General features: G+C 48.0%; 23 protein-coding genes. 18 read left to right on the top strand and 5 right to left on the bottom strand.

The genetic code is table 11. The features are described from left to right. Positions 1-170: 170 nt before the first annotated feature. On the top strand, positions 171-1175 hold the full coding sequence (locus M3212_RS15525) for a DUF3231 family protein (RefSeq protein ID WP_251194888.1): 1005 nt from the start codon (positions 171-173) through the stop codon (positions 1173-1175). 12 nt (positions 1176-1187) lie between these two features. On the opposite strand, the gene M3212_RS15520 is transcribed toward M3212_RS15525, so the two are convergent. Then, on the bottom strand, positions 1188-1364 hold the full coding sequence (locus M3212_RS15520) for a hypothetical protein (protein WP_251194887.1): 177 nt from the start codon (positions 1362-1364) through the stop codon (positions 1188-1190). A 75-nt stretch (positions 1365-1439) separates the two neighbouring features. After that, on the bottom strand, positions 1440-2618 hold the full coding sequence (locus tag M3212_RS15515) for a DUF418 domain-containing protein (RefSeq protein WP_251194886.1): 1179 nt from the start codon (positions 2616-2618) through the stop codon (positions 1440-1442). A gap of 204 nt (positions 2619-2822) precedes the next feature. Between M3212_RS15515 and nfsA the strand changes: the two genes are divergently transcribed. Both nfsA and M3212_RS15505 read left to right on the top strand, forming a co-directional pair. Further along, a complete protein-coding gene (gene nfsA, locus M3212_RS15510; protein WP_251194885.1) occupies positions 2823-3563 on the top strand; it encodes an oxygen-insensitive NADPH nitroreductase in 741 nt (246 codons plus the stop codon). A gap of 418 nt (positions 3564-3981) precedes the next feature. After that, positions 3982-5169: a pyridoxal phosphate-dependent aminotransferase gene (locus M3212_RS15505; protein WP_251194884.1), complete on the top strand. Its 1188-nt coding sequence runs from the start codon at positions 3982-3984 to the stop codon at positions 5167-5169. Positions 5170-5347: 178 nt separating this feature from the next. On the opposite strand, the gene M3212_RS15500 is transcribed toward M3212_RS15505, so the two are convergent. Beyond that, complete coding sequence (locus M3212_RS15500; RefSeq protein WP_251194883.1) at positions 5348-6442, bottom strand: polysaccharide deacetylase family protein; 1095 nt, start codon at positions 6440-6442, stop codon at positions 5348-5350. 270 nt (positions 6443-6712) lie between these two features. Between M3212_RS15500 and M3212_RS15495 the strand changes: the two genes are divergently transcribed. The 15 genes from M3212_RS15495 to M3212_RS15425 all read left to right on the top strand — a co-directional run bounded on the left by M3212_RS15495 (position 6713) and on the right by M3212_RS15425 (position 20864). Then, complete coding sequence (locus M3212_RS15495) at positions 6713-7924, top strand: CaiB/BaiF CoA transferase family protein (RefSeq protein WP_251194882.1); 1212 nt, start codon at positions 6713-6715, stop codon at positions 7922-7924. Then, positions 7925-8710 carry an enoyl-CoA hydratase-related protein gene (locus M3212_RS15490; protein WP_251194881.1) on the top strand — a complete coding sequence of 262 codons (786 nt, stop codon included), beginning with the start codon at positions 7925-7927 and terminating at the stop codon, positions 8708-8710. It abuts the gene before it with no gap. Between the two features lie 11 nt (positions 8711-8721). Next, the gene (locus tag M3212_RS15485; protein WP_251194880.1) at positions 8722-9141 is read left to right on the top strand and encodes a PaaI family thioesterase; all 420 of its coding nucleotides are present in this window, start codon (positions 8722-8724) and stop codon (positions 9139-9141) included. Between the two features lie 163 nt (positions 9142-9304). Then, positions 9305-10333, top strand: coding sequence for a tripartite tricarboxylate transporter substrate binding protein (locus M3212_RS15480; protein ID WP_251194879.1), 1029 nt, complete (start codon positions 9305-9307; stop codon positions 10331-10333). 80 nt (positions 10334-10413) lie between these two features. After that, on the top strand, positions 10414-10860 hold the full coding sequence (locus M3212_RS15475) for a tripartite tricarboxylate transporter TctB family protein (RefSeq protein WP_251194878.1): 447 nt from the start codon (positions 10414-10416) through the stop codon (positions 10858-10860). Positions 10861-10881: 21 nt separating this feature from the next. Then, positions 10882-12396: a tripartite tricarboxylate transporter permease gene (locus tag M3212_RS15470; protein ID WP_251194877.1), complete on the top strand. Its 1515-nt coding sequence runs from the start codon at positions 10882-10884 to the stop codon at positions 12394-12396. A 111-nt stretch (positions 12397-12507) separates the two neighbouring features. Beyond that, positions 12508-13191 (top strand): GntR family transcriptional regulator, encoded by a 684-nt coding sequence (locus tag M3212_RS15465; protein ID WP_251194876.1) that lies wholly within the window; start codon positions 12508-12510, stop codon positions 13189-13191. 242 nt (positions 13192-13433) lie between these two features. Continuing rightward, complete coding sequence (gene tnpA / locus M3212_RS15460; RefSeq protein WP_134229596.1) at positions 13434-13895, top strand: IS200/IS605 family transposase; 462 nt, start codon at positions 13434-13436, stop codon at positions 13893-13895. A gap of 149 nt (positions 13896-14044) precedes the next feature. Then, positions 14045-15451 (top strand): SLC13 family permease, encoded by a 1407-nt coding sequence (locus M3212_RS15455; protein ID WP_251194875.1) that lies wholly within the window; start codon positions 14045-14047, stop codon positions 15449-15451. A gap of 122 nt (positions 15452-15573) precedes the next feature. Beyond that, positions 15574-16632 carry an Ldh family oxidoreductase gene (locus M3212_RS15450; protein ID WP_251194874.1) on the top strand — a complete coding sequence of 353 codons (1059 nt, stop codon included), beginning with the start codon at positions 15574-15576 and terminating at the stop codon, positions 16630-16632. A 5-nt stretch (positions 16633-16637) separates the two neighbouring features. Continuing rightward, a complete protein-coding gene (locus tag M3212_RS15445) occupies positions 16638-17594 on the top strand; it encodes an NAD(P)-dependent oxidoreductase (RefSeq protein WP_251194873.1) in 957 nt (318 codons plus the stop codon). A gap of 26 nt (positions 17595-17620) precedes the next feature. Further along, complete coding sequence (locus M3212_RS15440) at positions 17621-18484, top strand: fumarylacetoacetate hydrolase family protein (protein ID WP_251194872.1); 864 nt, start codon at positions 17621-17623, stop codon at positions 18482-18484. Positions 18485-18499: 15 nt separating this feature from the next. Then, positions 18500-19291 carry an SDR family oxidoreductase gene (locus M3212_RS15435; protein WP_251194871.1) on the top strand — a complete coding sequence of 264 codons (792 nt, stop codon included), beginning with the start codon at positions 18500-18502 and terminating at the stop codon, positions 19289-19291. Positions 19292-19492: 201 nt separating this feature from the next. After that, on the top strand, positions 19493-20110 hold the full coding sequence (locus M3212_RS15430; protein ID WP_251194870.1) for a fumarylacetoacetate hydrolase family protein: 618 nt from the start codon (positions 19493-19495) through the stop codon (positions 20108-20110). 28 nt (positions 20111-20138) lie between these two features. Then, positions 20139-20864: a glycerophosphodiester phosphodiesterase family protein gene (locus M3212_RS15425; protein WP_251194869.1), complete on the top strand. Its 726-nt coding sequence runs from the start codon at positions 20139-20141 to the stop codon at positions 20862-20864. A gap of 5 nt (positions 20865-20869) precedes the next feature. Here the strand turns inward: M3212_RS15425 and M3212_RS15420 are convergent, their stop codons facing one another. Together M3212_RS15420 and M3212_RS15415 are read right to left on the bottom strand one after the other, a co-directional pair. Continuing rightward, positions 20870-23299 carry a glycogen/starch/alpha-glucan phosphorylase gene (locus M3212_RS15420; protein ID WP_251194868.1) on the bottom strand — a complete coding sequence of 810 codons (2430 nt, stop codon included), beginning with the start codon at positions 23297-23299 and terminating at the stop codon, positions 20870-20872. Positions 23300-23301: 2 nt separating this feature from the next. Further along, positions 23302-24729, bottom strand: coding sequence for a glycogen synthase (locus M3212_RS15415; RefSeq protein WP_251194867.1), 1428 nt, complete (start codon positions 24727-24729; stop codon positions 23302-23304). Positions 24730-24740: the final 11 nt, after the last annotated feature.

Here is a 24740-nt window from a genome sequence, read left to right as displayed (position 1 = left end):
TTTGAGGCGGCCTTGTTAGTTATTTGGCAATTGAATTGAAGTATTTTGCAAATGAGTGAGCATGACACGTCAGCCTGTAAAGCTATGAGCCTATTCCACACTTTATCTCTCCTAATAATTTTGCGCTTTCCAGGTAATATTACATATATATAAAACTTGGAGGGATTGGCATGGCACTAGCCCACAATACACGATTAACATCTGCTGAAATGACAGCACTTTGGACCCAATACACCAATGATACAGCTTCTAAGCAGGTAGTGACTTATTTTTTACATAATGTTGAAGATAGTGAGATCATTCCCGTTTTGAAAAAGGCTTTAAAAGCGGCGGAGAAACATCTGGATTTTATCGCGAAAGTTTTTAAGGAAGCAGAATTTCCACCGCCTACAGGGTTTACAGAGAAAGATGTAAATTCGGGGGCACCGAGGTTATTTACGGATACATTTTACCTGCTTTATCTTAATCATATGGCGACATTAGGAATGGAATCAAGCTCACTTGCCATAGGAACAAATAGTCGAATGGATATTGTTGATTTTTTTCAGACGGTGGTGCAGGATGCAATGAGCTTGCATTGCCTAATTAAAAAAATAACTTTAGAAAAAGGAATTCATAATCGTTCCCCGTATATTCCCGTACCAAAAGAAGTGTCATTTGTCAGGGATCAGGATTATTTGGGGAATATGTTTGGAAAACAAAGATCGCTCAATTCAATAGAAATAACTCATCTTTTTATTAATGTCCAAACAAACACGATCGGGAAGAGTTTAATGACAGCCTTTGCGCAAACATGTGATGCGGAAGAGGTGCGCCACTATATTTTAAAGGGAAAAACAATAGCAGAGAAGCATATTTCTGTTTTTGGTAACATTCTCCAATTAAGTGATATTCCTGTACCCAGTCCTTGGGATACAGCAGTTACAGCTTCAACCGTAGCTCCTTTTTCGGATAAATTGATGCTGTTTCATGTCACGGCAATGACGGCAGCGGGGATCGGTAACTACGGGGTGGCGATGGCTGCGAGTTTAAGAAAAGATATAGTGATAAAATATGCCGGGATATTGAGGGAAATTGTCCTGTATGCTGAAGATGGAGCGAAATTAATGATAAAAAACGGCTGGTTTGAAGAACCGCCACAAGCTCCTGACCGTAATCAATTAACAAAAAAATAGAAAAAATAGGGGCTAGACTTTATAGGTTTCATCGGTAAGTACGTCGGTTTGAATCTCCATTGCATCCTCGTGCAGCTCGATCTCAATTCCGAAAGGTGAAATATTTACAAGTGGTGGAAGCGAGAGTAAGGCCATTGCTGACAGCGTAAAGACAAATAGAGAAGGCGTGTATGCTTTAAGTATGATCACCCTCCAATCCAATCCGGTTTTTCAGAAATAAAGCAGCAGGAGACCCAGTATGACTGGAGACTCCCGCTGCTTTATTCAGCGTTTCAGACGTGGGACGGTCAGGTAGGTTCCCATCCGCCAGAGCCATTCAAACGGCCCGATATAGAAGCGGCGAAGCCACCATTTGCTAACCAGAATTTGAAGCGCAAAGAAAGCGAAGGCGGCGACCATGCCGAAAAAGAAACCGATTTCTGCAAAAAGCCCTGCCCCATAGCCGTAAAAAAGTGTTGTAAACACGATTGACTGGGCGAGATAGTTCGTAAGTGATAACCGTCCGACATAGGCGAGCGGCATCAGCGCTTGACGCCCTTTTTCACCGGAAGCGATCAGAGCAATGCTTGATGCGTAAAACATCGCGACAAGTGGCCCTCCGACCGTCGTATGAAGCATTTCATACTGATACGAGTCATGAAGTACGAAAGCGAGCTTGCACGGAAAACCGACGAGCAATGTCGTCCACCAGACCCGCTTAATGAGCGGGCGGTATGGTGCGGGGTCTTCGAGCCACTTTTTACGGGCGACAAAGGAACCGAGCAAAAACATGCCGAGAACGCTGACCATCGCAGAAAGGTCCATGAGGATATCGCCAACGATACCCATTCCGAGTGGATCAGCATTGAGCCGGAAAGAGACGACCTCCGGGTAGCTTCCGGCGGAAAGAACCTCTTTTTCTTCCTCAGAATAGAGAGAGAGCTGCTGATTGAGAAGCAAGGTAGAGTCATCCTCCGGTGTGGCGATAGAACTTGCCATTAGCAGCAGCAAAATAATCGACCAAATAAAAAGCGTCTTCTCCTTCCATTTCAGGAAAAAGAATAGAACAAAGGACGTGAGCGCATAAACAAAAAGAATGTCTCCATCCCAAATGAAAACACCGTGTACATAGCCAACGCCAAGTAAAATCAACATTCTGCGCCAATAGACGACGCCGAAGCGCAGCTCCTGTTGTTCAAGCCTTTCTTTGAGCATCGCCATCCCATAACCAAATAAAAAGGAAAAGAGCGTATAAAAGCTTGCCTGGGCAAATAAGATGATAAACATTTCCGCAGCGCGGTCGAGTGTACCGAACGGGTAATAATTGTGAAGATCAGGTATTAAAAATAAGCCAAATTGAAAATGCATGCTATTTGCCAGTAAAATACCGAGTAAGGCCAGCCCTCTCATCATATCGAGCGAGAGAATGCGGTTTTTTTCCGGCAACGGTTGTCGCACTGTCATAAGGTTGTAAGAACCTCCTATTCTTTTTTTGCGTAATTGGATATGATTCATCATTCACATTATGAAGAATTTATCAGCTGCCGTCCAGTTCAGCGGAGGGAATTTTGTCCAATCGGCTAAATAGATAAGGAGACATTTCGCTTTTGAAGACAGGTGATCTTGTGTACACTTAAGAATACAAATGTTAATGTAGGGGGAACTACTATGGAGCATTCTGAAACGATTGACCTAATTCAAAGTCATCGCTCGATTCGGGCGTACACGGAGCAGGAAGTGAGCGAATCGGCGATTGAGACAATTGTCGCCTCGGGAAGATGGGCACCATCCTCGCATCATGTCCAGGCATACAGCATTATTGTTATTCGCGATCAAGAGATGAAAAAGCAGCTTGCAGCCTATGCCGGAAACCAGAAATACATCGAGACTTGTCCGGTCTTTTTCGTTATTTGTGCCGATTACTACCGACTGAAGTATACAAGCGAAAAGCTTGGCAGTCCGTTTGCAGCATCGGAGCTGGAGCAGGTGATTGTCGGGGTGGTCGATGCGGCTCTCGTGGCGGAGAATATGCTTTTGGCTGCCCGCTCACTTGGAATGGGCGGGGTGATGATTGGCGGAATTCGCAACGATCAGGAGGCGGTCGCCAAGCTGCTTGGCCTGCCTGACTATACGTTTCCGGTGATGGGACTTTGCGTCGGGTACCCAGCGCAGCAGCCGGAGCAGAAGCCGCGTCTGCCGAAGCAGGCCGTTGTTCATTATGAAAAGTATAATACGTCCGTGATTGAGGAGGCGCTGGCCGACTATGACGAGATAACAGAGCGCTATTACGAGTCACGATCGGAAGGGAAGCGTCAGGATAAGTGGTCGCGGCAAATGGCCAACTATTTCGCCAAACCGAATCGGCCGGAAGTGGAAGAATTCATTCGCAAACAAGGCTTCCTGAAATAGTCCGAAGCCTTGTATTGACAACATTCCCGCTTTCCACTAAGCTGGGCATAGTACTAATTTTATATGTAATCAAGAGTGACTGAGGGATCAGGTCGATTGACGTCCGGCAATGTCTTAGCGAGAGGACTGCGGCAAAATCATAAATGGTAAGCAACGGGATGGGATCAAGCGCATGTCGGTGCTTCATTCAGATCAAAGCTGTCAACGGCAATTTGCGTCGTGCTTGAGGTCGTCGCCAAAAGGGTTCATTTCCCTTTTGGGGCGGCCTCTTTTTGAAAGATTTGCAGATTGAACAGGGGAAGGGCGCCGGATGTGCGCGGTCATGCGCAAGGAGTGTAGCAGCTTGGCACGACGCTTCTGCGCAAGCGGTGATTCGGTTTTATAGGTGAAGTTATTTAGAGGATAGAGGGTGGAGAGAATGAAACAATTTTCAAAAGCGGAAGCATTGAACCGTTTACCAGAACAGTTTTTTTCTAAGCTGGTGCAAAAGGTAACAAAGCTAAAGGCTGAGTACGATGATGTGATCAACCTTGGTCAGGGGAACCCGGACCAGCCTACGCCGGCGCATATCGTTGAGAAGCTGAAAGAGGCGGCGGAAAATCCGCTCTATCATAAATATTCCCCGTTTGAAGGGTATTTCTTTTTGAAGGAAGCGGTTGCGGCCTATTATAAGCGGGAATATGGCGTTGAGATTGATCCGCACACCGAGGTTGCCGTATTGGCTGGAACGAAAACTGGACTCGTCGAAATCAGCCAGTGTCTGCTCAATCAAGGAGATGTCGCGTTGCTTCCGGACCCCGGCTACCCTGATTATTTGTCAGGAATCGCTTTAGCTGGCGCCGAGATTCATCCGATGCCGCTCGTTGCGGAGCATGACTTTCTGCCGGATTTTTCGGCGATTCCACTAGAGGTGATCGACAAAGCCTCGCTTATGTTTTTGAATTACCCGAATAATCCAACTGGAGCGGTCGCGACACCGGGCTTATTTGAGGAAGCGATTGAGCTGGCAAACAAGCATAATGTTTGCATCGTCCATGATTTTGCTTATGGGGCGATCGGCTTTGACGGAAAGGCGCCGTTAAGCTTCCTGCAAATGGAGGGCGCAAAGGAAGTAGGGATCGAAATGCTGACCCTGTCAAAAACGTATAATATGGCAGGATGGCGGGTCGGTTTCGCTGTCGGAAATCCAAGTATCATCGAAGCGATTGAGCTTCTGCAGGATCATTATTATTGCAGCATCTTCGGCGGAATCCAGGAAGCGGCCGCACATGCCTTGCGAAGTGATCAATCAAGCGTCGGCGAGCTTGTCGCAATGTATGAGCGGCGTCGGGATGTGTTGGTTAAGGCGGCGCATGACATGGGCTGGGAGGTCACAGCTCCGAAAGGCTCTTTCTTTGCCTGGTTCCCGGTGCCACACGGCTATACGTCGGAGGAGTTTGCCGATAAGGTTTTGGAAGAGGCACGGGTTGTAATCGCTCCGGGAAGAGGGTTCGGTGAGCATGGAGAAGGATATGTTAGAATCGGCCTCCTGTGCGAAGAAGACGTCCTTCAGGAAGCGATGGACCGTCTGAAAAAGCTGCAGCTGTTTCCTCAGCCTACTTCGTGATAGAGGAAAGCGACAGAGGAACAGGAAGCCCCAATGGCCGGATGGATGTCCGGTTATTGGGGCTTTTAATGCTCGATGAAACTCGGAAGTTGTTCAGCGCGGAGGGAAATAAACAGTACGTTCAGCTCCACTGCTAGTCTTTGCTCTACCGTTAGCTCTCTGCTGTCATCTTACTCCCTTACTGCCGGTTGTCCGCCTGAAGTAAAGTTTGGACCGTCACAAATGTATATCCTTCCTCTCTTAATTCGTCAATGATTTTAGGCAGCGCTTCGATCGTTCCATCGAGTACATGCTCGGTACTTCCGAAATTATGCTGCAGGATGATGCCGCCTTTCGAAATATTTTCGTGAACGGTCAGGAGAATCTCATCTGCAGATCGTCCGCTCCAATCAAGCGTATCGACAGACCACAATATATTTCGCAGGCCGATTTCATTTAATAAAGCCAGATCCGCTTTTGTTAACGAACCATAGGGCGGGCGGAATAAATCGGGCTGTCTCCCAACCACCTCCAGCATCGCTTGCTGGGTTTTTTTTATTTCTTCCCTTACTTTTTCAGTCCAGATCGTTGCCAGATTCGGATGCTGCCATGTATGGTTTCCAAGCCCGTGTCCCTCCTGAACAATCCGCCGGACCATATCCGGATAAGCCTGTATTTCCTCGCCTACGAGGAAGAAGGTGGCGACTGCATTTTTTTCCTTTAAAATATCGAGTATTTGCGGCGTGTAAATGTCGTCAGGACCATCATCAAATGTTAAAGCTACCAGTTTATCCTCCGTGTTCACCTGACCAATGGAAGGGGAGGGAACGTGAATATGGGTTGTGATAAATGTTTTTGCTTTGATCGGATCATAACGGACAGACATCTCCAGCCTATGGGCAATTTCCACCAAGGGAACAAAGATTTCTTCGTTGAAAAAGAAAGCTTGTTTCTGCTGATTGTTGGTGCTCCAAAACCCGAAAGCGCGCTCAAACACATTTGAATGGCGTTTGCTGACCGGGACTGTAATCATTTTTTCTTTCGCGTGAAAGAGAATCGCCTGTTCCTGTTCAAGCCAATCTACATAAGCACCCGTATGTTTGAAAAATAAGGCGGGGACATACATATCCCCATCGTGCATCATATAATTCGTCGTCACGGCATTATTGTCAACATACACAATTGTTTCTTGAATTGTGGAGGAGAAGTCGGATTGCTCCGCATGGACAGGAGCTGTAGGAACCAGCACGATAGCCAGGACAAAAACGAATCGAAAGAGCTTTTTGGACATCATTATCAAATCCTCCATTTCTGTACATGGTCATATCTTTTCCAACTCCCTGATTTTTACACTAGCGCCAGCCAGAGCCCGCTTCGATGGTGGACATCTCTTCGTCAGGTGTGGACAACCGCCAGGATGATCGAGGTTGCGACAAAGAAATGAAAATGAGTGCATTTTTTGACACAATTCTTTTATTTATGATTTTTCGGAATATTTGTTGACAATGCCTATTTTTATGAGTATATTGTATATTGTACACAATATACGAAAGGGAGGGGTATCATGCTACCTTTAGATGGTGTGAAAATCCTGGATTTAACTCAATTTCTCGCCGGGCCTTATTGTACGATGGTTCTTTCCGATATGGGAGCGGAAGTGACAAAAATTGAACGCTTTCCGGGAGGGGATGATTCGCGGAGATTGGGCCCGTTTATAAATGACGAAGGCTATTGCTTTGCAATGGCGAACCGCAATAAGAAAAGCCTCGCTCTTGATTTGAAGTCAGAAAAAGGAGTGGATATTTTTCATAAGCTTGCGGCTGAGGCTGATATTATTATCGAAAATTTCCGCCCGGGTGTCACAAAGAAGCTGAACATTGACTATGAAACGATTAAAGAAGTCAAGCCGGACATTATTTATTGCTCCATTTCAGGCTTCGGGCAAACTGGACCGTACAGTCAAAAGGGCGGCTTTGATATCATTGCCCAGGGTGTGACCGGCTTTATGAGAATGACTGGTGAACCTGGCGGGCGACCGGCAAAAGTCGGGATTGCTATTAATGACATCGCCGCGGGAGCGTCGGCCATTTACGGCATCCTTGGAGCATATATCCATTGGCAAAACACGGGAGAAGGACAGTATCTTGAGACTTCATTGGTCGATGCAGGCTTAGCATGGACGATTTGGGAGTCAGCCGCTTATTTCGATAAAGGGGAAGTACCGGAAGCGACAGGAACAAGACATAGACGGTCCACGCCGTACCAATCGTATCGCACTCAGGATGGCTATGTAACGGTCGGAGCCGGCAGCCAGCGTTTATGGGAAAAGTTTTGTCACCATGTCGTCGAAAGACCGGAGTGGATCACGACGGAAAAATACATTGATTTGCAGAAGCGGATGGATAACATTGATGATCTGGAACGGGACATTGAAGCTATCTTTCAGGAACAGCCAACGGCCTATTGGGTTGAAAAATTAGATGAGGCCGGGGTGCCGGCAGGTCCTGTGTACACGTATGATCAAACGCTCAATGATCCTCATATTAAGGCGAGAGAGATGATTGTCGAGATGGAGCATCCGAAGCTTGGTCAAATTAAAACAATCGGCGTTCCGGTTAAATATTCGAAAACGCCGCTGCAAATTCGTTCCGCTGCGCCATGGTTGGGTCAGAACACAGCAGAGAAGCTGCGGGAAATCGGACTGGGTGAAGACGAAATTGCCAAATTGTATGAAGAAGAAGTTATTTACAATAAGTATAGAGAGGAAGAGGGGTAAATGGAGAAAAAGGATCTTGTTTTAGAAAAGCATGGGGAAATCGCCACAATTATTTTCAATCGTCCCGAAAAAAGGAATGCGCTTACACATGAAATGTGGAAGGAAATCCCTTCTCTCGTCGAGGATGTTGAAAATGATAAGAACATTAAAGTCCTCATTTTGCGGGGGGCCGATGAAACGAGCTTTGCCGCCGGAGCTGACATAAGCGAATTTAAGACGTTGCGGGCTGACGCGGAAGGGGCGAAGATTTACAACGCCGCTACCCATAAAGCCGAGCGTGCCCTGGCAACGATGACGAAGCCGAGCATTGCGATGGTCCAATCATTCTGCATCGGAGGAGGACTGGAAATTGCCTTGGCCTGTGATTTCCGGTTCACGGACACAAATGGCAAGTTTGGCATTACTCCAGCAAAGCTTGGGCTGGTGTACGGTTTAACGGCGACAAAGCAACTCGTTGATCTCGTTGGCCCGTCCACGGCAAAATATATTTTATTCTCTGGTCAAATTCTTGATGTTGAGCATGCACTGCGCGTCGGGCTTGTCGATGTCGTCTATCAGCCGGAGGAAATCGTCGAGAAAACGTATGAATTTGCCCAAGGGCTTTGTGAAAAGGCGCAATTCACGGTTCGCAGCATGAAAGAGATTATTTCATTGATTACTTCCGGTCAAACCGAGGAAAGTGAAAGAACAGAATATTTACGGACAATCTCGTTTGATACGGAGGATTATAAAGAGGGGGTGCAGGCGTTCCTTGAGAAGAGAAAACCAAAATTCACTTACTCTTAAGGACTAAAAAGATGAATGAAGAAGCGGCAAGAGAAAGTTTTGAACAGGCGCTTAAGGAGCATAAGCCGGAATTTGAACAATTTTTCTTAGCAAAGCTGTTTGGATTATCGTTTTCATATGGGGAGGATACATGCACGGTCGAGCTGGAAAGCAAAGACTTTATGTTTAATCCCCAAGGTACGTTGCATGGTGGTGTCATTTCATTTATTCTGGATGTTTCGATGGGACATTTATGCAAGCGGTTTCTTGGGACGGCTATCACCCTGGAATTAAAGACACAATTTCTCCGTCCTGTTCGCACAGGAAAGATTTCGTGTACGTCTTCATTTTCGAAGAAGGGTAACAATGTTATTTTCTTAGAATCGAAGTTATACAATGAAGAAGGAAAGCCAGCTGCTGTTGCGACATCGACCTGGTATAACATCGACTAGATCCCGAAAGGCGAGGGCCTTTTGGGATCAACTGAAAAAGTAGTCAATCTCTGTCTAATTCTGAAACAAAGTAAGAACCTTGCCAATCTGTTAAGAAAAGCCGTTACACGGTTTTTCAAATAATAAAAGTAAATGAAAGCGTTTACTTAAGGGGGATTTAGTAATGAAGAGATTTTTATTACTTGTCATGATGTTAATCGTAATGGGAATGATCGCGGCGTGTGGTTCGGATGAAACGAGTCAAGAAGGAGAGGGCACTGCCGAAGGTGCCGGAGCGGAAGGAGAAGGTGAAACAGCTGAATTCGTGCCGTCCGGGCCTCTTGATTGGACGATTGCCTTTGGGCCGGGGGGCGGTAATGATGTCATGGCAAGAAGCATGATTAACATCATTGAGCAATATGAGCTTTATCCGGAATCGATTGTCCCTGAAAATCGAGAAGGGGGAAGCGGTGCAGTAGGCTGGGGCTATTTAATGGGGAAAGCAGGATCGGACAGCGATATTTCCACAACGAGCGGAAGCTTTATTACTACACCATTGCAATCGGATCCAGGCTGGACATATGAAGACTTCACCCATATTGCTTTAATGGCAACGGATGATATGTTCCTCGTCGTACCGGGAAATTCAGAGTTTGAGACATTGGAAGACTTTGTTGAACATGCAAAAGCCAACCGGTTGAACTTCGGCGGAATCGGCGTTGCCAACGTTGACAGAATGGTTGTTGCTACCCTTGCGAAGGAAGCGGGCATCGAGAATTATGAATATATTCCGTATGATGACACCGGTTTGCAGCTGGCTGATATGTTAGCAGGCACGTTGGACGCGGTTGTGTCGAATCCAGGAGACGTGCTCGGTCAGCTTGAAGCGGGAGAATTAAAAGCGCTTGCTTTTTCTGGGCAGGAAAGATTGCCAGGCCAGTTTGAAGACATTCCAACATTTATTGAATCAGGCTTAGATGTCAACATTTCGATGCCGCGCGGTGTCATTTTGCCGCCGGATGTCCCGGAAGAAGTCCGCCAGTACTGGATCGATACGATGAAACAGATTGCGGAAACGCCGGAATGGCAAGAGTATATCGAGAAAAACCACTTATCTGAATACATTTTGTATGGCGATGACTTTTCGAATTATCTGGAGGAAACAGTAAGCACATTTGAAGAGATTTTGATTGAACTGGGCGTCATTGGCTAGCTGGAATTTAACAGATAGGTAGACAAGAAAGGGTGACTCATGCACCTGAGAGTCCCCCTTTCACTTTAAGGAGGAGCGAAATGAGAGTTATATTCTCAGGAATATTGCTTGCCACATCTATTTTCTTCACCGTGTACGGCACAAGATATGAATACGTCACCAGCTCGGGACAGGTGGGGGCGGGGTTTTTCCCATTATGGCTTGGTGGTCTGTTAATTGTCTTTACAGCTATTACCTTTGCGAAAGATCTTAAGCTTCATCTGCAGAATAAGCCATCCTTTGCCATCACGGAAAATGTAAGAACGATGATCATTATGATTGTGTTAACGATTCTCTTTATTGGAACTTTGCAAATTATAGGGGCCGTAATCGGAATGATTCTTTATACGTTTGCCGTCTTGTTTGTCCTTAACCGTCAAAGAATGGTCGTAAATACGTTGATTTCCATCTTAGTGCCTTTAGGAACCTACTATTTGCTGGATGTCTGGCTGAATGCCGGCTTTCCAGAAGGAATATTCGGCTTCTAACGGAGAAGGGAGGAGAAAATAGTGGAAATACTTTCAGATCTTTGGTTAGGACTTTCGGTGGCAATCACCCCTATTAATATATTATTTTTAATGATCGGCGCTTTTGTTGGTATGGTCGTCGGCTTAATTCCCGGATTTGGCCCGACAGCGGGAATCGCAATTTTACTGTCGCTGACCTTCTCGCTTGAGCCGGTTACAGCCGTTATCATGCTCGCCGGAATTTATTACGGATCGATGTACGGGGGAACAATCACTTCGATCATGATTAACACTCCCGGTGAGTCGGCGACGGTTGCCAGTACATTTGACGGCTATCCGCTGGCGAGAAACGGCCGCGTCGGTCCGGCTCTGGTGATGCAGGCGGTCGCTTCCTTTGTAGGGGGAACGATCGGCGTTCTGCTTATCACTTTATTTGCTCCTTATTTTGCCATGGCCGCGGGAGCGTTCGGCTCACCTGAGTATTTTCTCGTGATGGTCGCCGGGCTGCTGACATTGGTCATGATTATGGGAGATAACAAAATTAACGGCGTGATCTCGGCACTGATTGGTCTGGCGATCTCTGTCGTCGGTGTCGACGTCATCTCAGGAGCACAGCGCTTCACCTTTGGAGAGGCCGAATTAATTAACGGCATTTACTTTCTACCTGTAGCGATCGGGTTGTTCGGGATCGGGGAACTTTTTTATTCGCTTTATTCCGGTCAGCATAAGAAAGAAAAAGAAGAAATCATCCGTCTGGACGACAAAAAAAGCTTTTGGCCGAATGCACACGACTTTGTCGAAAGCAAGTTCACCCTGCTGCGGGGCTCGTTTCTCGGGTTTGTCGTCGGAATCCTGCCAGGAGCTGGAGCGACGATTGCATCTTTAATGTCCTATTCACTTGAAAAGCAAGTATCAAAAACGCCTGAAAAGTTCGGGAAAGGTCATATGCCTGGTCTTGTCGCTCCTGAATCGGCGAATAACGCGGCTTCTTCCGGAGCGATGATTCCGCTGCTGACGCTCGGGATCCCGGGTTCGGGAGCGACGGCCGTTTTACTCGGAGCCTTTCTGATGTGGGGGCTGCAGCCGGGGCCGCTTTTAATGGAGCAGGAGCCTGAGTTTGCCTGGGGGCTAATTGCAAGTATGTATTTAGGAAATATCATCTTAATCGCGATTAATATTTTCGCGATTCCGGTCTTTGTGAAAATTATGGAGGTTCCTTATAAATTACTCGTGCCGGTGATTATGATTCTTTGTACGATTGGAACGTTCAGTTTACATGGCAGTATGATCGAAACATGGATTATGCTTGTCTTCGGATTGATTGGCTTCTTCATGAGACTGTATGGGTTTTCCCCTGCTGCCCTCGTTTTGGCGCTGGTACTGGGGCCGATGGCTGAGCGGTCGCTCAGACAATCATTACTTGTTTCTGAAGGCTCATTCAACATCTTTGCTTCACGGCCAATTTCCCTTGCCCTGGTCATTTTTATTGCTGTACTGATTGCTTATCCGGTTGCGAAATGGATTTACAGACGGATCAGGCGAAAAGGACTCAATTAGTTGCTAAGTAGGCTCTCTATATTTAAGGAAGTCGCTTAAACATGATATAATGAGACAATTAAAAAAGCTGTAGCGACAGGAATACAGAGAGGGACTGTGAGGTTGAAAGCGATGACGATAAAAGCGAAAACAATAACAGGTGCCGTGTATGAAAGAGTGAAGTCAGATATTTTATCAGGAAAGTATAAGCCGGGTCACCATCTATTGGAGAAAGAATTAAGCGAAGAGCTTGAAGTCAGCCGCACTCCGATTCGTGATGCCCTGATTCGCTTGCAGGAAGAAGGCTTGGTTGTTCTGAAACCTCATAAAGGGGTGTTTGTCCGGAAATTAACGCAGCGAAACATTCAGGATTATTACCAGACGAGAGCTGTTTTGGAAGGACTGGGGGCAGAGCTGGCCGCGGAGCATGTCACGGCGGATGCGGAAGAGCAGTTCCGGCAGTTGCTGAAAGAGATGAAGAAAACGCTTGCTGAGGAAGTCGGTCCGCAAAGCGATGAGAATATTATTAAACTCAATGATCAATTTCATAATTTTATTTTTCAATTAGCTGGAAATGAAGTGCTCGATAAGATGAGGAGAACGCTGGCTCATCCGATCGCCTTAATCCGCGCGACTTCTTGGATCAATCATGATCGAAAGCAGGAGGTGTTTCGCGAGCACGAACAAATCATTGAAGCGATTATTGCCAAGGATAAGAAACTGGCGAGAGAACGGGCGGAAATGCATATCCATAAAGCCTGGAAATCAGCAGAATATAATCTTCATCAGCTTCCAGGCGATGAGGAGGGGAATTAATGTTCAATCGGTTGAAGGAAAGCACACCGTTTGTGCATAACATGGCTTGGATCGTCCGAATGAAAACAGGCAAGCTGAGAAGCAGCTTGTGTGATTTTAGTGGTTTAGAAAACCCCTGGCTATGCCGGGGGTTCAAAAGAGCTTCTAGCGTGGTATTAAAAAAACCTCACTTCATGATAGGATAAAGTTGGTTTCCCGACCACTTCATCTCATCATCGAAGGAGGTATGCCCTGTGAAGGACATGAATAGTTTAGCACACACAACATGGAATTGTAAGTATCACATAGTATTTGCGCCAAAGTACAGAAGACAAATCATTTATGGAAAATACAAAAAAAGCATTGGACAAATTATAAGAGATTTATGTGAACGGAAAGGAGTCGTTATCCATGAAGCCAATGCTTGTCCGGATCACATTCATATGTTAGTCAGTATTCCACCAAAGTTAAGTGTATCTCAATTCATGGGTTACTTAAAAGGGAAAAGTAGTCTCATGATATTTGATCGACATGCCAATTTGAAGTATCGATATGGGAACCGGAAGTTCTGGTGCCGGGGATTCTATGTCGATACAGTAGGCAGAAATAAGAAACAAATACAAGAATATATTAAGAATCAGCTGAGAGAAGACTACATGGGTGATCAGTTAACATTATTCGAAGAACATGACCCTTTTACTGGTGAGAAAAATAAGAAGAAATAAGGAAATTCTTTAGAATTAGTGAGTGAATGTGGTGCAGACGGGAAACCCTTTCAGTGGGCCTTTAAGGCCAAGGCCGGTAAGAGAGGCTTTCAGCCGCAGAACAAACCACCAGTTCACACTGGTGGTTTTGATTTGAAACGAAGCAGCAAATGAAACATGCGTTGAAGTCGTTTCGTCCTGATCTCGTCTTTTATCTTAGTAACAGTGTAAGCTGGTTATTGCTCTTTTTTCTTCCGATCGAGCACGCGCTGATGTTTGTTGTGCTCGTCTTCGCCTTAAGTGGCTGGGCGCTCGGGACATGGCCGCAGCCCATTATTTCTCTCGGCATATTATTGTATTTGGAGCTTGTCGGCATTTCTGATTTTGCGCAAGGGCTGGAAGGGTACGCCCAGCCGTTTGTCTGGCTGCTCGTCTCGACCTTCATCATCGCATCGGCCTTTGAGTCGACAGGCTTGGGAAGACGGATTGCGCTTTCGATTTTTTCGATAGTCAAGGGAAACGCGACAGCGAGTATCGGACTTGTGATTTTGGCGTTGACGATTTTAAGCTTCCTCATCCCGACCGGGGCCGGGAGAATCGCGATGATTTTGCCGGTGTGTGTCGGACTGATTGAAGTCGTGCGGAAAAATGGTGACAATCCCGCTTATGCCAAAAGTGTGCTGCTCGGGGTGACATTCACCTCCTCTTTCATGTCGTTCGCTTTAATCACAGGCTCAAGTTCTTCTGTCTACGCCGCTTCCACGATTCAGCTGATGACGGGATTCGATTGGAACTATCTTTACTGGTTTATCGTCAATGTTCCACTGGCGCTGGCGATGCTGCTTGCTCTCTGGCTCGTCTTAATGTGGCGCTATCCCATCAAGCTCGATCATTGGAGTAAGGGCAGGGCGTATATTAAGGAAAAGCTGGCTGAAATGGGAGGCATTAATCGTAACGAGAAAAAGCTGCTGGCAATTAGCCTCTTTATGCTGGCCGGCTGGATGACCGAGCCGTTCCACGGCTATTCCGTCGCGATGGTGGCGATGTTTTGCGCGGTGCTGAGCTGTCTACCGGTTTGCGGGGTGCAGCAGTGGAAACAGGCAAGTTCGGCGATTAATTGGAATATTATTATTTTGTTCGGTGCGGCGTATGCCCTGGCTGACGCGATGCAGACGAATGGAACGGCAGATTGGATTGCCAACGGCTTAGTCGCGTATATCCCGCCGCAAAATCCTCTGTTCGCCGCGATTGTGATGCTGATCCTTGTAACCGTTTTCCGGCTTGGCTTTGCGAATATGCTCGGCGTAACGGCGGTTTTTCTTCCGCTGACGATCAGCCTCGCCGAGGCTTTAGCGATCAATCCGGTCTGGCTGGCGCAAATTGTTATTATTACTTGCTCGTTCGGTTATTTTCTTCCAACACAGAGTCCGGCCAATTTAATGACCTTCGCCTTGAACCGTTATACAAAGGCTGATCTATTTCAAGTCGGCATCGTCTTATTCATCGTGACGGTTCCGATCATGTTTCTGTTTGCGTTTTTCTATTGGCCGCTGATCGGCTTGAGTCCGTACCAGTAAAAAAGGGGAAAAGTGGCAGGGCTTTAGCGAAAAAGAGAGAAGAAGTAAAAAGAGTAGTCGGAATTTTTATAATTAAATATTGTATATAATGTTTTATGCACAAAAGGAGGGAGGACAGCTCAATGACCCGGATCAATGAAGCTGTACTGACAGAGTGGGTTCGTCAAATTTTAGCAGGTAGCGGTCTCGACGAGGAACAGGCGCAAATGATTTCCGAGCATCTTGTGCTGGCGAATTTACGCGGGGTCGACTCACATGGAATCAGTAAGATTGACGTCTATTGCAAACGGCTGGAAAAAGGAGTTGTCAACAAAAAGCTGAATTTCCGTATCACAAAGGAAACTCCCGTCAGCGCGTTGATCGATGGCGAAAACAGCATGGGGATTTCACTGGCAACGAAAGGAATTAGGCTCGCCGTTCGGAAGGCAAAAGAGGTCGGTGTTGGCATTGTCGGCATTTCGCATTCCAACCATGCTGGAATGCTGGCCGCTTATACGGATTATGCGGCGCAGCATGACTGCATTTCGATCGCGGTCACAAATGCGCCGTCGGTGATGGCGCCGTGGGGAGGAAGAACGCCCTTTTTCGGCACAAATCCGATTTCCTACAGCATTCCGACCGGCGGGGAGATGAACATCGTATTTGATATGGCAACGACCACTGTCGCAAAAGGGAAAATCGTGCTTGCTGAAAAGGAAAACAAGTCGATACCAGTCGGCTGGGCGATTTCCAAGGAGGGCAGGGAAACAACAGACCCGAAAGAAGCGCTTGACGGGCTGCTCCTTCCGGTCGGAGGTCCGAAAGGGTACGGCCTCTCCTTTTTAGTGGAAACGCTCTCCTCTTTATTTACAGGAGCAGCATATGGTCCATATATCGGAAGCCTTTTCGATGACTTTGAGATTGAGCAGAATGTCGGCCAGTTTTTCTTCGTCATGAGAGCGGATCTTTTTCAGGAGCTGGATGTTTTTAAAGCGAGAGTCGACCAAATGGCGAAGGAAATCAAAGGGATTGAGCTGATGCAGGGGGTTGACCGAATTTACTTGCCTGGGGAAATTGAATTTGAGCGGGCGCGCGAGCTGAGAAGAAACGGCATCCCGGTATCCGCGCAAATGCTGGCGACATTGCAGGAGATTAGTGAGCAGCTCGGAATTGAAACCGGGCAATTTAGTCCAGTGGGGTGAACGGAATGAATATCGTTTATGTCGATCCGGTATCGCCGGAGTTAAAGGAGCTTTTGCTTGAAATGAAACCGCCGGAGGCCGAGCTGTCGTTTAGCGCTGAGCTTGACCCTGCCCAGCAGGAAAATGCCCTTGCACAAGCCGAATACCTCGTTGTGGCGACAGCGGAGATAGCGGCGTCACTACTTGAGCGGACTCCCCGACTGATTCATATTCAAAAAACGGGTGTCGGAGTTGACAATATTGACCTGCGGGCGGCCAAGGAGCGCAATATAACGGTTGCCAATACTCCCGGGGCGAATGCCAACGGAGTGGCAGAGCTGTCAATGCTGATGATTCTGGCGTTGTATCGCAAGCTGCTTCTTTTGGACCGGGAAACGAAGCAAGGAGAGTGGCCGATGTGGAAGCATCGCCTTTCTTCTTATGAAGTAAGCGGGAAGGTCCATGGCTTGTTCGGCTTTGGCCGGATCGGTCAGGAGACAGCGCGGCGCTCAAAGGCCTTCGGAACGACGATTATCTATTATGACGTTCAGCGGGCGAGCCGTGAGCAGGAGGAAGCACTTGGCGCCATCTATGTCTCAAAAGAGGAGCTGCTCAGGCAGGCTGATATAGTCAGCCTCCATCTTCCGCTGTTGCCTGAAACGAGACATTTTATTGACAAGGCCGAATTTGAGCAGATGAAGCGCTCGGCTGTTCTCATCAATGTCTCGCGCGGCGGCACGGTGAATGAAGAAGCCTTGGCGGCTGCGCTGCGAGCCGGGCAAATAAGCGGAGCCGGGATTGATGTTTGGAGCAGTGAGCCGCCGCCTGGTGATCATCCTCTGTTTGCGTTGGAGCAGGTGATTGCCACGCCTCATATTGGAGCGGGCACGAAGGATACGCTAAAGCGGGTTTTGGAAATTGCCTTCTCTACTATTGAAAAAATTGAAGCAGGAAATCAAGCTAGTAACCTTGTATCTATATAAAGAGTCGAAAAAAGGAGATTGATATCATGCGTTTAGCGACAATTAAGCAGCACGGTGAAGAAAGAGCAGCAGTTGTACACGGGGGAAGAGTGTACGAACTAAAGGAGATTAACAGCGCTTTTCAACAAAATTGGGCGGAGGATCTGTTCGGTCTGATCACAACAGCTGATATTAGCCGGCTCCAAGAGTGGTATGACTCAGAGGGAGCGGAAGCGCTGGCCAAGCTGGATGGTACCTCCCGTGCGGAAGTGGAGTGTGGTCCGCTCTACCGCCACCCGCGTAAAATTTGGGGAATCGGACTGAACTATGTCGAGCATGCCGCTGATTTAAGTGAAAAGGCTCCTAATACCGAGCCGGCCAGTTTTATGAAGCCGGATACAACGATTATCGGGGAAAAGGATACAATCTTGCTGCCGCCGCAATCAAAGCGGACGACGGCCGAGGCGGAGCTTGGCGTGATTATCGGGAAAGAATGCAAGAATGTCGAGGAGGAGGACGCGATCAATTATGTCGCCGGCTACACGACAATTATTGATATGACAGCAGAAGACATTCTCGAGAAAAACCCACGCTACTTAACGCGCTCGAAAAGCTTCGACACCTTTTTCAGCTTCGGCCCGGAATTAGTGACGCCGGATGAGGTTGACGATGTGATGAAGCTTGAAGTCTCGACGATGATCAACGGCTCGCTTCACCGGAAAAATATCGTCTCGAATATGACGTTTACGCCGTGGAACCTGGTCTCCTTCCATTCGAAAGTGATGACGCTGTTGCCAGGCGACATCATTTCAACTGGTACGCCCGGTGCTGTCGTAATCCGTGACGGCGATATTGTCAGCTGCGAGATCAATGGCTTTACCCCGCTTGTCAATCAAGTAAAAAACGCATAAAGGAGTCCTGATAAGATGGATTTACAGCTAAACAATAAAACAGTTATTGTTACCGCTTCCAGTAAAGGGTTAGGGAAAGCGAGCGCGCTCGCTTTTGCGAACGAAGGGGCGAGTGTCCTTATCTCAAGCCGTAACGCGGAAGAGTTAGAGCAGACGGTTCAGGAAATAAAAGCAGCAACAGGAAATGAGTCGGTCCGTTATGCCGTGTGTGATATCACTGATGAATCATCGATTAAGAGTCTTGTCCAGGAAGCGGTCGATTGGACTGGACGGGTAGATGTGCTAATCAATAATGCCGGAGGTCCTCCGGCCGGCGGCTTTGAAAAATTTTCCGACGAGGACTGGTACAAGGCGTTTGAGCTGAATTTGCTCAGTTTTATTCGTTTGACGCGCGAGGTGCTGCCGCATATGAGAAAGGCCGGCGGCGGACGGATCATTAATTTCGCCTCCTCTTCGATCAAGCAAACGCTTGATAACCTGATTCTGTCAAATACATTCCGGGCCGGAATCGTCGGCTGGGCGAAAAGCCTCTCGCAGGAGCTGGCTGCCGACAACATTTTAATCAATACGGTCGGACCTGGAAGAATTGCGACAGACCGCGTAGCCGAGCTTGATCAGATCCGCGCCGACAAATTAGGAAAAAGCTATGAGGATTTGCGAAAGCAAACCGAGCAATCGATTCCAATCGGCCGTTATGGCAATCCCGATGAATTTGCCGGTATCGTTGTCTTTCTCGGCTCCGGTGTCAATACGTATATCACCGGACAATCCTTCCTTGTCGACGGCGGCTTAGTAAAAGCGTTGTAGGAGAGAAGGTGTCCCCGTCATGCGGGGCGCCTTCTCTTAAAGCATGGATGGAGCCTAAAGCGGAGTTCTTTCTCCCTAACAAATTGCTTTAATCGTTACATACAGGCGGGGTTCTTTAGCTTTCGTCGTTTACCGGCATTTAAGTATTGTGCTTTTTTAACATGATCATTTGACAAAGCTGACAACAAAGGAGAGGTTACGATGAACGTAGGAAATATTTATTGTATCGGACGAAATTATGTAAAGCATGCGGAGGAGCTCGGCAATGCCGTTCCGGAGGAGCCGCTGTTGTTTTCAAAGCCGACCCATGCCCTCGTGCAGGCGGACGGTCGTGAGATCATTCTTCCGCAGGATAAAGGGGAGATCCATCATGAGCTGGAAATTGTATTACAGATGAAGCGTGAAGTGAAAGCCGGCGATCGCGTTGCCGACGTCGTCGGGGCGATGGCTCTGGGCGTTGACTTGACGCTGCGTGATGTCCAATCAGCACTAAAGAAAAAAGGCCACCCGTGGCTGCGGGCGAAAGGGTTTAAGCAATCGGCCATCGTCGGACCCTTTTGGGAATTTACGAGCGTGGAAGACTGCAAGCAAGTGGATTTCTCGCTTGTCAAAAATGGAGAAGTCGTACAAAAAGGCAATATCAGTCATATGATTTTTGATTTTCAAACGATTATCGATGAATGTGCGGACTGCTTCGGACTAGGGGAGGGAGACTTGATTTATACAGGGACGCCTGAAGGAGTCGGTCCGCTGACCTCGGGAGATGCGTACCAGCTCTTCTGGGGAGAAGACGAAAAAGGCTCCTTCCGTGTACGGTAATCCGTTCACAAGGAAAGTGGTGAAAAAAATGGGAACAGCAGTATTTGCTCACCGGGGATTGTCCAGTCAGTATCCTGAAAATACGCTGGTCGCTTTTCAAGCCGCCGCCGCGGCCGGGGCGGATGGGATTGAGCTTGATGTACAGCTAAGCAAAGACCTCCAGGCTGTCGTCATTCATGATTACAGCCTGGAGCGGACGACGACGGGGACGGGCTTTGTGAAAGAGTATGAGTTGAATGAGCTGAAGGAATTCGATGCCGGCAGCTGGTTTGCTCCGCGCTTTGCCAATGAAACGATACCGGCTCTTGCTGACGTGCTCGCCTGGGCGAAGGGCAATCAGCTGCTGCTTAACATTGAGCTGAAAGGCCAGGTGTGGGAGCGGCGTCAGCTGAAGGAAGCCGTTCTTCCACTCATTTTCGAGCATGAGCTTCAGGAGCGGATCATCTTTTCTTCATTTGACCATCCGCTCATTTATGAGATGCAGAAGCAGGAGCCGCGGCTGGAAACGGCGATTCTCGTCGCCGCGGCGCTCCATGAACCAGAGCGCTATTTGCGGGACATCGGTGTGCGCGGATACCATTTTCGTGTGCCTTTTCTGCTGCAGGAGGAGGCGATCCGCTTACAGCAGCATGGCGTGCAACTGCGTCCTTACACGGTCAATGATCCTTATTGGCTCGAAATGGTTATGAAATGGGGCTGCGCCGGGCTGTTTACCGATGATCCGGTGATGGTCCTGCAGCTCAGAAAAAAATAGGAAGGCTAGCGGGAAGCAGGCGGGCGGATGTTCCAAATATCTGCGGCATATTCCCGGATCGTCCGGTCGCTTGCAAAGGTGCCGGAGCGGCCGATATTGATAATGCTTTTCCCGAGCCATTTCTCCTGATTACGGTATGTGGCTTCAGCGCGGCTCTGAGCTTGAACGTAGCTGTCGAAATCCTTCAGGACGAAAAATTCATCATTGTTGTAAAGCAATGAGTAAAAGATATCCTTAAATTCGACATCATCGCTCGTAAAATGCTCGTTCACAAACAGGTCGAGAATCTGTTGCAGACGCCGATCCTGATTATAATAATCACGCGCCCGGTAGCTTCCGTGCTGCTGCAGCGCAAAAACCTCATCGGAGGTCAGGCCAAAGGTGAAAATGTTCTCCTCGCCGACAAGCTGCTGAATCTCAACATTGGCGCCGTCCTCGGTGCCGATCGTCAACGCGCCGTTCATCATCAGCTTCATATTGCCGGTTCCCGACGCTTCCTTGCTCGCGGTGGAAATTTGTTCGCTGATGTCAGCGGCGGGAATAATCCGTTCTGCCAGGCTGACCTGATAATTTTCTAAAAAGATGACCTTGAGCTTTTCTTTGACGAGTGGATGATGATTCACTTTATCAGCAACCGCGTTAATCAATTTGATGACGTGCTTGGCGAACGTATAGCCAGGAGCGGCTTTTGCCCCGAAAATAAAGGTCCGCGGCGTAATGTCCACTGCCGGGTTCTCAAGGCAGCGTTGATAGAGGTGGATAATATGAAAGACGTTTAACAGCTGGCGCTTATAGCCGTGCAGCCGCTTGATCTGGACATCGAATATCGATTGTTCATTCACTGGAATGCGGGATTGCTGATAAATATAGGCGGCCAGCTTTTTCTTATTGGCATGCTTTACTTCGGCGATTGCATCACGGAAGCCTGGATCGGTCGAAAACGGAACGATGTCTGAGAGGCGATCAGGGTCCTTGATCCAGCCGTCACCAATCGCTTCCGTCAACAGCCGGGCGAGGCCGGGATTGCAATTCATCAGCCAGCGGCGATGGGTGATACCGTTTGTTTTGTTCGTAAAGCGTTCCGGGAAGATTGTATAGAACGACTTCATCACCCGTTCCTTTAAAATGCGCGTATGCAGTTCAGCGACCCCATTTACACTGAAGCTGCCGACAATCGCCAAGTGGGCCATATGAATGTGACCGTAGGAGATGATCGCCAATTCCGCTATTTTGTCCCGCAATTCAGGATAGTCATGCCAGAGCGATTGGCAGAAGCGCTCATTGATTTCCTCGATTATTAAATAAATGCGTGGAAACAGCATGTTAATCATCTCGATCGGCCATGTTTCAAGCGCTTCGTTCAATGTCGTATGATTCGTAAAGGCGACTGTTTTTGTCGTAATGGCCCAGGCCTCCTCCCAGCCTAACCCCTCCTCATCAAGCAAGTGCCGCATCAGTTCCGGGACGACGAGGCTTGGGTGGGTATCATTAATCTGGATCACGACATGCCGGGAAAGCTGGTCGATTGGCAGTGCTTTCTGTTTAAATTGCTGTAAGATGCTTTGCAGACCCGCTGACACGAGAAAATATTGCTGCTTTAGCCGCAAAACCTTTCCGGCATAAGTGGAATCGTCGGGATAAAGGAATTCGGATATTTTTTCGACGGAGCGTTTATAGTCAAGATAATGATAGTAGTCATGGCCCCTGCTTGAGTGGAAGTGGAAGTGATTGGCGGTCGATTCTGCGCTCCATAAGCGCAGCGTATTGACGGTTTCATTTTGAAAGCCGACAATCGGCACATCATATGGAATCGCTAGCACGCGCTCGTAATCATGATGATGAAACTGCAGTTTATTATGCTCAAAGGACGTTTCCACCGTCCCACCAAAGCGGACTTCCACTGTTCGGTCACTTCGTTTCGATTCCCACATATACTCATCCTTAAGCCAGTAGTCCGGCAATTCAACCTGATAGCCATCGACAACCTTTTGCTGAAACAGCCCATATTTGTAGCGGATCCCCATGCCATTTCCGGGAAGCTGAAGGGAGGCGAGGGAATCGAGAAAGCAGGCCGCGAGTCTGCCAAGCCCGCCATTTCCAAGCCCGGCATCATGCTCCTCCAAAAAGACGCGCTCAGGATCAAAGCCGAGAGAGCGGAGAGCATTTTGATAGTTGGCGAGCTGCCCCATATTTAATAAATTGCTTTCGACTAATCGGTCTAAGAGAAACTCCATTGAAAAATAATAAACCTGCTTGCTGTTTGTTTCGCGGTAAAGCTGCTTCGTCTTTTGCCAATTGGCGTGAATCGATTCTTTCATAACGAGGCAGACGACTTGAAATAGATCCTTCGTCGTTGCTTCTTTCAACTGCTTTCCAAAGGTGAGTGTCAGTTTTTCTGTTAGCTGCTGTTTAAGCTGTTCAACTGAATAAGTCATCGTTATATGTCCGCCTCCCCCGAAAGTAGTTGATGGTACAGTTGCTCATAGATGCGGGCCGACTGATCCCAGCCTAAATGACTGTTATACATTGTAAGCTGGAGCTGCCGCCATTTTTCCGGACGGGCGTACTGCTGAATGGCATAGCGAATCGTGTGAAGAAAATCATCGGCCCGGTAATGAGTAAAGGAGAAGCCATTTCCTTCCCCGCTACATTCATTAAAAGGACGAATCGTATCTTTAAGTCCGCCAGTTTCTCTGACAATCGGCACCGTTTCGTAGCGAAGGGCAATTAACTGACTCAATCCGCACGGCTCAAACCGGGATGGCATTAACAAGAAGTCGGAGGCGGCATACAGCTTGCGCGCCAATTGCTCGTTAAATTCACCGATAAAGCGGAAGGAATCAGGATAGCGTGCGGCAACATTTTGGAGGGCATCGGCCAATCGCCGATCTCCGTCTCCGAGGATGATGATCTGCATCGTTTCGCTGGAAAATAATTGATCGACGACCTCTAGCAAGAGTGGGATGCCTTTTTCCTCGACAAGCCGGCTGATCATCACGAAGAGAGGAGATTCGGTTAGAACCGGCAGCCCCAGCTCCTGCTGAAGCCGGACTTTGTTCAGTTGTTTGCGGGCGGGCTGATGGGTATACGTCTGGTACAGCGCCTGATCCCGGCCAGGGTGGTAGCTCTCATCGTCAATTCCATTAAGGATGCCGCTTAGCACATGCTGTCTCTGCCACAAAATTGGCTCCAAGCCTTCGCCGAACGGTTGTTGCATAATTTCCCGGGCATAGCTTGGACTGACGGTCGTAATCCAGTCAGCGTGGAGCAAAGCGGTTTTCATGAAATTAATCGCCCCATTCATTTCGAGCTGCGGGCGATCGTTCTCTTCAAAATGAAGCAGCTCGTCAAAAACAGTAAGCGGGAACACGCCTTGGTATTTCAGGTTATGAATCGTAAAGACGGTTTTCGGCAACTGTTCCGTCCGGCGCTGGTGAAGATAGGCAGGAAGCAGACCGGTTTGCCAATCGTGGCAGTGAAGGATGTCAATCTCAAGCTGGAGGCGCTCAAAGGCTTCCAGACAGGCGTGAGTAAAGAATGCATAGCGCTCGGCGTCATCGTTTTCTCCGTAAAGGGCCGGGCGTTTGAAGTAGTATTCATTATCAATGAAATAATAGCTGATCTCTTCCGTTTGATAGAGATAGAGCCCGCAATACTGCTTTCGCCACTTTACCCGGACATCAAAGGATTGCAGGAAGGTGGCTTGCTCGGCAATCTCAAGGGGAAGGGAGGTGTGCTTTGGCAAAAAGACGGAGAGTGTATGCCCACGCCCAGCCAAAGCGGACGGAAGAGAGCCGATGACATCGGCAAGTCCCCCTGTTTTAAAAAAGGGGGCACATTCTGACGCAACCATGACAATATTCATATGACGGACTC

Source organism: Halalkalibacter oceani, from assembly GCF_023715705.1.
GTDB lineage: Bacteria > Bacillota > Bacilli > Bacillales > Bacillaceae_D > Halalkalibacter > Halalkalibacter oceani_A.
This window is presented reverse-complemented; position numbering and strand designations above follow the sequence as displayed.